Source organism: Paenibacillus dakarensis (assembly GCF_001373415.1).
Taxonomy (GTDB): domain Bacteria; phylum Bacillota; class Bacilli; order Paenibacillales; family Paenibacillaceae; genus Paenibacillus_AQ; species Paenibacillus_AQ dakarensis.
On the sequence record NZ_CDSE01000072.1, the window covers coordinates 1 to 12578 of the forward strand.

The following is a 12578-nucleotide window of genomic DNA, read 5'->3' on the forward strand; positions in this document are numbered from 1 at the left end:
ATCTACACGAAGCGATTCGATCTTGTACCCTGAATCCTCTTCCATGACAGAAAGCACATCCCGGGTCTGATAAGCCAAAGATTCTAACGTTGCCCGAATAAAATGCTCTTTCGTTGTCCCTCGGGTTAGTCCAAACACCGCACCCCTGACATCGCTGTTCCAGTATGGGCTTCCAAGCCCGACAAAGGCTGGAACAACGTACACACCTTCGGTGGATTCGACCCGGCGTGCATAAGGCTCACTATCCTTCGCCTCGCGGAACATGCGCAGTCCGTCGCGGAGCCACTGGATCGCTGATCCTGCTACAAACACACTGCCTTCAAGCGCGTATTGCACCTTTCCACCCAGTCCCCAGGCAATCGTTGTAATTAGTCCATGCTCAGACATTACAGGCTGATCTCCTGTGTTCATTAGCATAAAGCTGCCTGTTCCGTATGTCGTCTTCACCATACCTTCTTTGAAGCAGGTCTGGCCGAACAAAGCTGCCTGCTGATCCCCAGCTGCTCCTGCAATCGGTACTTCCCGGCCGAAGAAATGATAGGTAACTGTATTTGCATAAATCTCAGAAGAAGGTCTGACCTCAGGTAACATATTTGCCGGAATATCAAGTATTTCGAGCAATTCTTCATCCCACTTCAGGTCATGAATGTTAAACAGCATCGTACGCGAAGCATTGGAATAATCCGTAACATGAGCCCCGCCTCCGGACAGCTTCCAGATGAGCCAGGTATCGATGGTACCGAATAATAATTCTCCCCGCTCAGCACGATCCCGCGCACCGTCTACATGATCCAGAATCCATTTGATCTTGGTACCGGAAAAATAAGGGTCAACGAGCAGGCCCGTTTTTTCGCGAACTTTCTGATCATGGCCATCCGCGATCAACTGCTCACAGATGGATGCAGTCTGACGCGATTGCCATACAATCGCATGGTAGACCGGTACGCCGGTCTTGCGATCCCACACGACCGTGGTCTCCCGCTGATTCGTGATGCCGATGCCGGCAATCTGTTCCGTTTTCACCTCTGCTTCAGACAAGCAGGTAGCGATAACTGCGAGAATGGACCCCCATATTTCATTTGCATTTTGCTCGACCCAGCCAGGTTTGGGGAAATACTGAGGGAACTCTTTTTGAGCTGAATAAACCATTTCACCGTCTTGATTAAATAGAATTGCCCTTGAACTCGTTGTGCCTTGATCCAGGGCCAATATGTATCGTTCCATTCTAATTCCCCTCTCCGGTTATTTCATAGAAAAAGATACGGTCTCTTGAATAGCATGTCAATATGAGATAGTACTGCTATCCCCCTATAGACGTCCAGGTAAGTAATGCTGGAATAAATCCTGACTCGATGTCGTCACAGCCATGGCACCTGCTGAAATAGCCTCTTCCACCTGCAAGGGTGTCCGAATGAGTCCCCCCGCAAAAATCGGAATGCCTGTGCGCTTGTGCACCTCTTCAATCATATGCGGCATTGCGCCCGGAAGCACCTCGATATAATCGGGCCTTGTCTTCTCAAGCAGCGCGTAGTTCTTCTCAAGAGCAAGCGTATCCAGGAGAAATAAACGCTGTATGGCAACGATCCCTCTCTGCTTGGCCTTCAGAATCACGCTCGATCGGGTTGAGATCAATCCGTCCGGGCGGATCTCCTGACACAAGTATTCAGCAGCATATTCATCATTCTTTAGTCCCTGAATCAAATCCGCATGGAGGAACATCTTTTTCTCGGTTTCCCGAATCAGCCGGTACATCGGCCCAAGACGGGCAATATGCGTATCCAGCAATACTCCGTATTGATATGTGCTATCTAGAATTTTATCGAGCTGTTTCATCTGCTTCGCAGCAGGAAGTATTTTCTGGCCGTGAAAGCCCATCCGCTCCACTCCTCTATTCATGTCAAATCACCAATACCGCCCAGCTTCCCCGGTTAATCCGTTATCGAAAAACCCAAAACATCCTGGAGCAATATAGCGGCTGCACCCATAAGCTTATCATGTTCACCAAGGGATGATTGACCAAATACAAGCTCATCCTTGACGATCATCATTGCATGCTTTTCAATATATGCCTGAACCTTGCTCAGCAGCTCGGCATTGCCAATCGCCATCTCTCCGCCAAGAATAAGTGCCCTAGGGTTAAACAAATTGATCAAATTAACAATGCCTGCCCCCAGATACTCAGCCACCTCTTCGTTAATGCCCTGAGCCAGCCGATCCCCCTGTCTCAGGGCTTCCAGATAGACCGCCGGAACGATCTTTCCGTAATCTCCACCAATGAGCTTACTGATAACTGTCGGTCGTCCTGTTGTTATTGCGGTTAATATTCGCGAATACACGGCTATCCAGCTAATATAGCTGTCGAGACAGCCCACGTTCCCACATTCACAGCGTATGCCGTTAAGGGTTACACTGGTATGGCCGAACTCCCCGGCACCACCATGAACACCGCGCATAATACGATCATTTATCAGAATACCTGACCCGAGACCATCACCGATAGAAATATAGATTAAATCGGAATAAGGGTAATTACCGAACCTTCTTTCGGCCAGCACAACGGCGTTCATATCGTTCTCCAGCCATGTCTTAAGGCCATACCTGTCCTCGAGCATCTGTTTGAGCGGCACATTGGACATACGAAGCTTTGAGTTATAATAAACAATGCCTTGTTTATCATCAACAATTCCAGGCACGGTAACCGATATTCCAATACATCTGTGAGGATCATCAGGCTCTCCGATGAATGAATCCATTAACTCAAGCAGCAGATCAACGAGTGCATCACCTTGCAGTCCAGAAATCGGATGCGTGCTTTTTCGATGCACGCTTCCCTCCAGATTCATCTGTGCCAGGATAACCAGTGAGTTTGTAACAGCTACAGCGAACAAGTATTGATGGTTCGGATTGAATTTGAGCAGGACAGGCTTTCTCCCCCCACTGGAAATCCCGGTGCCAATCTCAGACACATATCCTTCCTTGATTAACTCCTGTACAGCGGATGCCACTGTTGAGGGGCTGATATGATTCGACTTGGCAAGCTCAATTCTCGAGATTGGCCCCTCCGTCCGTATTTTGTTAAGCACCATGGTTCGGTTATGTTCCTGTATGAGCTTTAAATCACCTTTCCGTATTTTTTTCAATAAGCTCCAACCTTCCATTCTCCTAGTTTACGAACGTCATTCATTGATATATTCCATATTTAGACTTTTAAATGCTTTTTGCAAGCATTGATCTACTTATTCCAATAACTAAAATAAGAGAAGATCTGTTATCCCTGTAATTTCTCCTTCATTCTCCTGAAAATTGATCAAAACTATAATTATTATTATTTGTAACCGCTTACTTGAAATTAATCAAGAGGAATTATATAATCTATCGCAAGAGATGGCATAGTTATCCATGAATGGATGTACCTTCATCCTATCAACTTATTTTTATCAATGGAATAACTAGTCATTTTAATTCAAATTTTGAGGGGGTCTTTCGATTACACCATTCACCAGAGCAACTGAACTCATAAAGTTGGTTGATCTCATTAAATTAAACATGAATTAGGAGGCATACTTGATGAAAAAAATTCTAATAACGGTTATGTTCTTATTCACTTCACTTTTAGCCGCGTGTGGAGGGGGATCTTCCGATAATGGAGGTGGCAAAAAGGTAATCAATGTCGCCTTGTGGGATGAAAATGTAAGGGAAACATTGAACGAATCAATCAAGCTTTATAACCAAAAACACCCTGATGTCGAGGTTAAGGTTACATACACTCCATGGGCTGACTATTGGACCAAGCTCAGAACGAGCCTGGCAGGCAACAGCGGCCCAGATGTGTTCTGGATGAACGGGCCTAACTTTCATTCCTATGCTTCTTCCGGACTAATCAAGGATCTAAAGCCACTCATTGATCAGAGCGGCATGGATACCTCTGAGTACACGGATGCACTCGTAGATTTGTATACATACAAGGGGAATCTTTATAGTCTTCCGTATTTCCTGGATTCAATCGGACTTTTTTATAATAAGGAAATATTCGATAAAGCGGGTGTGGCTTATCCGGATGACACCTGGACCTGGGAAACCCTTGAAGCCAATGCAGCGAAGCTCACAGATAAGACAAACGGCATCTACGGATTTATTGCTCCAATCGATAACCAGACCGGTTATTACAATTTCATTCATCAAGCTGGCGGATTTGTCATTTCTGAGGATAAGACATCGTCCGGATTTAATACTCCTGAAGCCTTGGCTGCATTTCAGTGGGAAAAGAGCATGATCGACAAAGGGTATTCCCCGAATGCACAGCAGCAGCTGGAGACCAGGCCGCGTCAGTTATTCGGTTCTGGTAAGGTCGGCATGTATCCCGCCATTTCCGTTAATGCCCCTGAACTTCACAAGCTGCTGGGCGACAAGCTCGGTGTGGCCGAGCTCCCGGCAGGCAAGCAAAAAGCCTCAATTACTCACGGAATAAGCTGGGCGATCAATGGCAAAACCAAGGTTGAGCAAGAGGCTTGGGATCTGATTCAAATTCTGTCCGGTAAAGAAGGTGCTGAACTTTTAGCCAAATCCGGGTTCAGTATTCCGGCATATAAAGGTGCCGAGGAAGGCTGGCTCAAGTCTATTCCTTCACTCGATCTACAAGTATTCGTTGACAGTCTCGAATTTGCGGTTCCATACCCCGTTTCCGAGAAAACTGCTGAATGGCAGGATGCTGAAATCAAGGAGATTCAAGCCGCCTTCCTCGGTAAGAAATCATTTGAAGAGGCGCTTAAGAATGCTGCAGATAAAATGAACTCCATTCTTGAAACGGAACAAAAATAATCTGATCAGCATCAAGAAAGGACGGTGCGTCCCGTGAATGAGCTCTCGTTAAAGAAAAATAAATACCCGGAAATGCTGGTGAAACGAAAACGAAAGACATCCAGGCTTACCCGAATGGAAGCGCTATGGGGCTACCTCTTCATTCTGCCTGTTGTATTAGGACTGGGTATATTCTACATGGCTCCCTCTGCCGCTTCCCTGTTCTTATCCTTTACCTCATGGGATGGCATGACAGCCCCAAGCTTCATCGGTATCGAGAACTTTCAAAATCTGATGAAGGACGAAAAATTCACAGGCTCCATGCTCAATACCATGCTCTACACCTTCGGAACGGTACCGTTATCCATTGCTTTTGCTACGCTGCTAGCGGTGCTTCTCAATCAAAAAATCAAGGGTATGGTTGTATATCGAACGCTATTTTTTATCCCCGTTATAACCATGCCGATCGCTGTCGGTATGGTATGGAAATGGCTTTACAATTCGGAATTCGGTCTGATCAATTACGTGCTCGGTATGATGCATTTACCGCAGCCCAACTGGCTTTTTGATGACAAATTCGCCCTCTTCTCGATCGTTATTGTAAGCGTCTGGAGCAGCATTGGTTACAACGCAGTTATTCTATTGTCCGGCCTGCAGGGAATATCCAGCAGTTATTATGAAGCCGCTTCACTGGACGGCGCAGGACCGATGTATAAGTTCTTCCGGATTACGCTCCCTCTTCTGACGCCAAGTCTGTTCTTTGTACTCGTCATGTCCTTTATCAATTCATTTCAGGTATTTGACTTGATCTTCATCATGATGGACCAGCAGACAACACTGCTCGATTCTACGCGAACCGTTGTGTACAGCATCTGGGAGGACGGATTCAAATATTTCAATATGGGATATGCATCAGCCCAAGCCTTTATGTTGTTTATCGTTATTCTAATCATCACGATGTTCCAGATGTATTTCCAAAAAAGGTGGGTTCATTACCAATAACCAGAAGGAGGGTACCCTCTTGAAATCTTCAATAGAGTCAGGAAACACCCGCCGTCTGGCGGTTCATATTCTGTTAGCTGTCGGTGCTATTATAATGATCATGCCGTTTTTATGGATGCTATCCACATCTGTTAAATCCTTTGCTGAATCCATGTCGGTCCCTCCGACGTGGATTCCTGCTCAGTGGCATTTCGATAACTATATACGTGTCATTCAAACGATTGATTTCGGCGTTTATTATTGGAATACGATACTCGTCACCCTTGGTCGTACAGGCGGTCAGCTGATTCTCTGTTCTCTTGCCGCCTATGCCTTTGCCTGCTTGAATTTCCCATTTAAAAATATCATTTTTCTCGCACTGTTAGCGGTATTGATGGTACCATCCCAAGTTGTCATGATTCCAAGCTTTGTCATCATGCGTGAGCTAAACTGGCTCGATACCTTCTATGTACTCATAGTACCCGGCATCTTCAGTGCCTTTGGTACGTTTCTGCTCAGACAATTCTTCATGACTCTGCCCAAGGATCTCGAAGAAGCTGCTAAAATCGATGGCTGCAGCTATTTCCGGATATACTGGAATATCTATCTTCCACTATCGAAGGCTGCGCTGGTTTCATTAGCCATCTTTACAATCCTGGCATCCTGGAATGATTTGCTCTGGCCTCTGATTATGACAAGCTCTGAAGAGATGCGAGTGCTTTCCATTGGTATTTCAAGCTTTCAGGGACAGCATTCTACCGACTATCCTCTACTGATGGCTGGTGCTGTCATGGCGATTATGCCTATTATCATTTTATTTATTTTCTTGCAGCGTTATTTCATCGAGGGAATTGCTATGAATGGAATTAAGGGATAACCTCATGAATAAATAGCCTAAAAAGCCGTTCAGGATCAATCCTGAACGGCTTCTATATTCCTTCAGTAATAGTCAGCTAGGTCCGTAACCATGCTTTAATTCTGCTATAACCCAAGGGAGATATACTTGATTTCCAGAAACTCCTCTATTCCATAGCGTCCGCCTTCTCTGCCAAGTCCACTCTCTTTAAACCCGCCAAACGGTGCCTGGGCGGTAGAAGGTAAAGGATCATTCACACCAACGATACCGTATTCCAGTGCTTCTGCAATCTGTACAGCTTCACCAATATGCTCCGTGAATACATAGGCTGCCAGACCATAAGGACTGTTATTTGCCCGTTGTATAGCTTCCTCGATTGTACGGAATACAGAGATTGGAGCAAGTGGCCCAAAGGTCTCTTCGTTCATGCACAGCATATCATCCGTTGCATGCATGATAACCGTAGGCTGTACAAATTGCCCCTCCCTCTCTGTCGCCGGTTTATCACCCGTTAGAAGAATACCGCCTTTATCTTTTGCATCCTCAATCTGATTTCTCACTTTTTCAGCTGCCTCAGCATTAATAAGAGGTCCGATATCGACACCCTGATCCATTCCGTTACCTACCTGAAGTTTTTTGGTCAAGTCAGCGACCTTTTCCGCAAAAGCAGATGCAACGGATTCCTCTACATAAATTCGGTTCGTGCATACACAGGTCTGTCCGGCATTACGGAATTTGGACAGGATGACTCCTTCGGCAGCCTTATCCAAGTCTGCGTTAGCCGTTACGATTAATGGGGCATGACCGCCCAGTTCAAGTGATATTTTCTTCACATTTTCGGCTGCTCCAACCATCAGTTTCTTACCTATAGCCGTTGAGCCGGTGAAGGATAATTTTCTTACCCGACTGTCCTGCTGCCATACCTCGGCTATTTCACTTGAATTACCCATAACAATATTAATTACCCCTGCAGGAAACCCTGCCTTCTCGGCCAGTTCCACCAGCTTAAGCGCAGTAAAAGGCGTTTCACGCGAAGGTTTAATTACAATCGTACATCCGGCAGCCAGAGCGGGAGCAACTTTTCTGGTAATCATAGAAGCAGGAAAATTCCATGGTGTAATCGCTGCTACCACCCCCACCGCCTGCTTTGTCACCAGAATCCGCTTATTTGAGGAAGATGCCGGGATGGTCTCCCCATAAATCCTCTTTCCCTCTTCAGCATACCAGCCGACAAAACTGTTCGCATACCTGATCTCTCCTGCCGCTTCTTTCAGCGGCTTACCCTGCTCAAGCGTCATAGTCCTCGCCAATTCATCTGTGTTCTCAGCAATCAAATCATACCAGCGCCGCAGCAGATCGCCCCGCTCATTTGCTGTTAACTTGGACCAAGGTTCAAAAGCTTTACTTGCCGCATCTACCGCTTGCTCAGCCTCAATACGGCTTCCCTTGGATACGGTTCCAATGACTTCCCCGGTTGCCGGATTCGTGACTTCAATCTGCTCTGAAGTGGATATCCATTGTCCACCTATGTAAAGTTGATTAGGGTTCATTACAATAACCTCCTGCCTGAATATCGTGCTATTAATGCCTACCTCTATCAATAACCAGCTGCATAAATAGCCCAAACACCGGTACCTCTTTCTTGAGGCACCGGTGCTGTAAATTCACAAGCTATTATTTTATGCCGGCACTAACCTCTTTGACCATTTCAGAGACAGAGGTCAATCCACCGCCGGAAAGGTACCAGTAGTTAGGGTCCAGATAAACGATGTTACCATCCTTATATGCATTCGTTGTCTTAACGAGCTCATTCTCCACGACTGCTTTAGCTCCGGATTCCGCACCGCCTGTTGCCACGGCAGCTCCGCGGTCAACAACGAACAGATAATCCGGGTTTTTCTCAACAATGTATTCACTCGAAATATCTTTACCGTGCGTGCTTACTTCAATACCAGGGTCTACAGCTGTAAAGCCAAAGACATCATGCAGAATACCAAAGCGGGAACCCGGACCATACGCGCTAATCTTTCCTTCGTTCGCTAGAATGATTAGAGCATTCTTGCCTGTTGCTTTAACTTTTTCATTCAGAGCTGTAATCTCTTTCTCTATAGCTGCCAACTCTTCTTTCACTTGATCTTCTTTACCGAAGATTTGACCCAGAGTATTCATGTTTTCTTGGAAAGAATCCATATATTTCGCTGTATCCACACCCATGAAAATAGTAGGTGCAATACTTGAGAGCTCTTTGTAAGCTTCGCTTTGTCTGCCGGAAATAATAATTAAATCCGGTTTGATTTTATTGATTTTTTCAAAGTCAGGCTCTTTCAAGCTGCCTACGTTCTCGTATTTAGCATCCTCGAACTTGGAAAGATACGGAGGAATGTTTTCCTGAGGAACACCTGTCACTTCAACGCCAAGCTTATCCATGGAGTCTAGTATACCAAAGTCAAATACAATCACTTTTTCCGGGTTCTTCTTAATTGATGTCTCACCAAGCTGGTGCTTGATGGTGATTTGATCACCAGCAGCTTCTGCCCCATTGCCTGACGCCGAGTTCTTGTTCTCGTCTGATCCGCAGGCTGCAAGAACCAGTGTAAATATGGCAACCATAAATAGCGTGAATACTTTTTTCATTACTTTCACTCCTATAGTATATTTATTTATATGATAAATTTTATAAAAATAGTAAATGTTTAACATTTATAAGCCATAGAGTATCCTTCCGCTTCACATTACTCAAGCAGATCATCTATTAAACATCCGGGATAAGATTAGGTTATTACTCACCTTATCCCGGATGCTGTTATCCTGAATTGTTAAGCGTAATAAACGCAAATCTTATTATCGTTAATCTCTTCGATCTCAATATCCATATCATAAATGCTTCGGAGAACATTGCTTTGGATGATTGTATCCGTCTTACCCTCGTTCTCAATCTTACCGTTCTTCATAGCGATGATATAATCGGAATAGCATGATGCAAAATTGATATCGTGAATGACGATAACAATCGTCTTATTCAGATCTTCTACCAGTTTTCTGAGGATTTTCATAATCTGAACGGAATGTTTCATATCCAGGTTGTTCAGCGGCTCATCGAGCAGGATATATTCAGTGTTCTGTGCGATAACCATTGCAATGTAAGCCCGCTGTGTCTGACCGCCACTAAGCTGGTGCAGGTATTTGTCCTCCATGTCTTCAAGCTCCATATAACGGATCGCTTCATCAACATACTTATTATCCTCAGCCGTTAATCTTCCTTGGGAATAAGGAAACCGTCCAAAGGAAACCAGCTCTCTCACCGTCAGCCGAAGGCTGATATGATTTGACTGTTTGAGGATTGAAATCTTCTTGGCCAAATCGCCGCTCTTCCATTCACTTACTTCCTTGCCTTCAATCATGATCTCCCCGCTGTCTTTTGTTACAAGTCTGCTGACCATGGACAAAAGGCTGCTCTTACCGGCTCCGTTCGGTCCAATAAATGAAGTAATCTTACCTTTAGGTATCGTAACTGATACATTATCCACGACTTTTTTGCCGTTGTAAGCCTTCGATACATTAGAAACCTGGATCATGATTTACTCTCCTTTAATAGCAGATAGATGAAGTAAACTCCACCAACAAAGTTAATGATGACACTGAGCGTAGTTGAGAAGTTGAACACTCGTTCAACAATTAGCTGTCCTCCGACCAGAGCAATGATGCTGATCAGAACCGAGCCGATGATTAAGTAGGAATGACGGTATGTTTTTAAGAATTCGTACGAAACATTTACGACAAGTAATCCAAGAAATGTAATGGGTCCCACAAGCGCTGTAGCTACCGAGATCAGAACGGCCACGACAATGAGCAATCTTTTTACAACATAATCGTAATTCACGCCCAGATTGATCGCATGCTCGCGTCCCAGGGCCAGAACATTCAGATACTTAAAGAATCTAAAGAAATAAATTAAGGTAATCATTACTGCGATAAAAGAGATAAGTAACAGCTCAGTTTTTACATTGTTGAAGCTGGCGAACATTTTGTCTGAAACAAACTGGAATTCATTCGGATCAATCAGTACCTCCATAAATGAAGACATACTTGAGAACAGTGAACCGAAAATCATGCCGACCAGCAGAAGAAAATAAATACTGTTGCCTTCCCTTCGAAACAGAATTTTATATAAAACTCCGGAGAAGAGAATCATGCCGCCAACGTTGATCAAAAAATTTATATTACCAAGCTCATAAATTGTAAATGAGCCAAATGCGAATACGACAAAGGTCTGGATTAAGACATATAAGGAATCGAGACCCATAACACTTGGGGTCAAAATCCTGTTGTTAGTGATTGTTTGAAACACCGTGGTAGATAATGCGATTGCACCGCCTGTCAAGGCGATGGCGAGCACCTTCTTGATCCTTCTCGGAAACGCATAATCCCAGCTGCCTCCCAGATCTATAAACAGGAAGAGAGCGATCAGGACAAGCGCCACCGCGGCCAACAGGCCGGTCTTGGCTTTATAAGTCATTTGCCTTTCTCCTCATCAGTAAGTAAATGAATATACCGCTTCCGATCACACCCACGGTTAAGCTAATCGGAATTTCGTAGGGATAGATAATAATGCGGCCGATAATGTCGCAGAACAGTACAAATGCGGCCCCGAGCAATGCGGTATGCGAAAGGCTTTTTTTCAAGTGGTCTCCTAAGTAAAGACTAACAATATTGGGAATGATAAGTCCAAGAAAAGGTATCATGCCTACAGTTAGTACGACTGAAGCGGTTACGAGAGCCACAATGATCAAACCGATGTTTACCACTCTCCGGTACTTTAACCCCAGATTCGTAGCGAACTCCTCACCCATACCGGCCACTGTAAATTTATTGGCGAACAGGTAGGCCAGAATGACCAGTGGGACACTTATGTACATCAGTTCATATTGCCCTTTGATAATCATCGAGAAGTCACCTTGCAGCCAAGCTGACATGTTCTGAATCAGATCATATTTATAGGCAAAAAACGTGGCGATCGAGCTGATAATGTTACCGAACATCAATCCAACGAGCGGAATGAAAACCGCGTCTTTGAATTTGATTTTGTCCAGTATCTTCATAAAAACAAGCGTACCGGCAAAAGCAAAGAGAAATGCAACCAGCATCTTGATCAGCGGTCCCGTCGTAGAGAATACCAACATTGAAACCAGAATCCCAAGCCGCGCGGAATCCATTGTTCCTGCTGTGGTCGGTGATACGAATTTATTCCGGCTAAGCTGCTGCATGATCAAGCCGCAAATACTCATACTAACCCCGGCTAGAATTAAGCTGATAAGTCTCGGTACACGACTGACTAGCATGATATGCTGCTGCTGCTCTGTCATGCTGAACAGGTCGAGCGGCGAAATGTCCTTCACTCCAATGAATAAGGATATGAGGGATAACACCACAACTGCTGTGAACAAATATCTTTTCTTCATATCTCTTCCTTCTATGCCGTTATGCCATACTGGTAAGTTCCGATCTAACTACTAACATCATTCTCAATGAGATTGATTATCATTTGCGATCTGTAATGAATTATATCATCCCATTCTCAACCCATCAAGTATAATTGAGAATTAAAATCAATTAAATTTTTTATAAAAGTTCATTTTGTTCATTGTTTGTTCACAACTTAAGGTTTCATCCATCTGAAGCTCACAAAATGCTCATAAATTTATTTAGATATGCTGTTTAGACATTGCCTAAATCGATTAATTACACTTGACAACCCATTCTGTAATATACTAAGATACTTACACATTTACCACACGTTACTTTTAGTAAGTTTTGAGGTATTCTTTATATTGCAGATGATTAATATCTCTCATACCCGTCACCTGTGCATAATCACATTTATACAGAAGCTCTATATCAGGTGAAATGCAAAACCATAAAATTTCAGGAGGTAGTTAAAAATGTC

At 44.3% G+C, this 12578-nt stretch carries 11 protein-coding genes; 3 read left to right on the top strand and 8 right to left on the bottom strand.

What is annotated here, in order from left to right:
• The 3 genes from glpK to BN1234_RS16555 all read right to left on the bottom strand — a co-directional run.
• A partial coding sequence (glpK, locus tag BN1234_RS16545) for a glycerol kinase GlpK (protein ID WP_054957770.1) occupies positions 1-1224 on the bottom strand: 1224 nt, incomplete at its 3' end.
• 84 nt (positions 1225-1308) lie between these two features.
• Complete coding sequence (locus BN1234_RS16550; RefSeq protein WP_054957771.1) at positions 1309-1875, bottom strand: glycerol-3-phosphate responsive antiterminator; 567 nt, start codon at positions 1873-1875, stop codon at positions 1309-1311.
• A gap of 53 nt (positions 1876-1928) precedes the next feature.
• Positions 1929-3140, bottom strand: coding sequence for an ROK family transcriptional regulator (locus BN1234_RS16555; RefSeq protein ID WP_156337247.1), 1212 nt, complete (start codon positions 3138-3140; stop codon positions 1929-1931).
• A 427-nt stretch (positions 3141-3567) separates the two neighbouring features.
• Between BN1234_RS16555 and BN1234_RS16560 the strand changes: the two genes are divergently transcribed.
• From BN1234_RS16560 to BN1234_RS16570, 3 genes are all read left to right on the top strand, one after another.
• Positions 3568-4818, top strand: coding sequence for an ABC transporter substrate-binding protein (locus BN1234_RS16560; protein ID WP_054957773.1), 1251 nt, complete (start codon positions 3568-3570; stop codon positions 4816-4818).
• Between the two features lie 72 nt (positions 4819-4890).
• Entirely contained in the window at positions 4891-5799 is a 909-nt protein-coding gene (locus BN1234_RS16565) for a carbohydrate ABC transporter permease (RefSeq protein WP_054957780.1), read from the top strand.
• A gap of 19 nt (positions 5800-5818) precedes the next feature.
• On the top strand, positions 5819-6655 hold the full coding sequence (locus BN1234_RS16570) for a carbohydrate ABC transporter permease (RefSeq protein WP_054957774.1): 837 nt from the start codon (positions 5819-5821) through the stop codon (positions 6653-6655).
• A 104-nt stretch (positions 6656-6759) separates the two neighbouring features.
• On the opposite strand, the gene BN1234_RS16575 is transcribed toward BN1234_RS16570, so the two are convergent.
• From BN1234_RS16575 to BN1234_RS16595, 5 genes are all read right to left on the bottom strand, one after another.
• Complete coding sequence (locus BN1234_RS16575) at positions 6760-8184, bottom strand: NAD-dependent succinate-semialdehyde dehydrogenase (protein ID WP_054957775.1); 1425 nt, start codon at positions 8182-8184, stop codon at positions 6760-6762.
• 124 nt (positions 8185-8308) lie between these two features.
• On the bottom strand, positions 8309-9268 hold the full coding sequence (locus BN1234_RS16580; RefSeq protein ID WP_054957776.1) for a siderophore ABC transporter substrate-binding protein: 960 nt from the start codon (positions 9266-9268) through the stop codon (positions 8309-8311).
• Positions 9269-9450: 182 nt separating this feature from the next.
• The gene (locus tag BN1234_RS16585; protein ID WP_054957777.1) at positions 9451-10209 is read right to left on the bottom strand and encodes an iron ABC transporter ATP-binding protein; all 759 of its coding nucleotides are present in this window, start codon (positions 10207-10209) and stop codon (positions 9451-9453) included.
• A complete protein-coding gene (locus BN1234_RS16590; RefSeq protein ID WP_054957778.1) occupies positions 10206-11150 on the bottom strand; it encodes an iron chelate uptake ABC transporter family permease subunit in 945 nt (314 codons plus the stop codon). The genes BN1234_RS16585 and BN1234_RS16590 overlap by 4 nt, the downstream gene beginning before the upstream one ends.
• Positions 11140-12093 carry an ABC transporter permease gene (locus BN1234_RS16595; protein ID WP_054957779.1) on the bottom strand — a complete coding sequence of 318 codons (954 nt, stop codon included), beginning with the start codon at positions 12091-12093 and terminating at the stop codon, positions 11140-11142. Before BN1234_RS16595 ends, BN1234_RS16590 begins: the two co-directional genes overlap by 11 nt.
• Positions 12094-12578: the final 485 nt, after the last annotated feature.

What these genes read in the sequence shown, in the direction of transcription:
- BN1234_RS16595 (WP_054957779.1), bottom strand. Translation starts at nt 12,093, where the DNA reads ATGAAGAAAAGATATTTGTTCACAGCAGTTGTGGTGTTATCCCTCATA.
- BN1234_RS16585 (WP_054957777.1), bottom strand. Translation starts at nt 10,209, where the DNA reads ATGATCCAGGTTTCTAATGTATCGAAGGCTTACAACGGCAAAAAAGTC.
- BN1234_RS16565 (WP_054957780.1), top strand. Translation starts at nt 4,891, where the DNA reads ATGCTGGTGAAACGAAAACGAAAGACATCCAGGCTTACCCGAATGGAA.
- BN1234_RS16560 (WP_054957773.1), top strand. Translation starts at nt 3,568, where the DNA reads ATGAAAAAAATTCTAATAACGGTTATGTTCTTATTCACTTCACTTTTA.
- BN1234_RS16550 (WP_054957771.1), bottom strand. Translation starts at nt 1,875, where the DNA reads ATGGGCTTTCACGGCCAGAAAATACTTCCTGCTGCGAAGCAGATGAAA.
- BN1234_RS16590 (WP_054957778.1), bottom strand. Translation starts at nt 11,150, where the DNA reads ATGACTTATAAAGCCAAGACCGGCCTGTTGGCCGCGGTGGCGCTTGTC.
- BN1234_RS16580 (WP_054957776.1), bottom strand. Translation starts at nt 9,268, where the DNA reads ATGAAAAAAGTATTCACGCTATTTATGGTTGCCATATTTACACTGGTT.
- BN1234_RS16575 (WP_054957775.1), bottom strand. Translation starts at nt 8,184, where the DNA reads ATGAACCCTAATCAACTTTACATAGGTGGACAATGGATATCCACTTCA.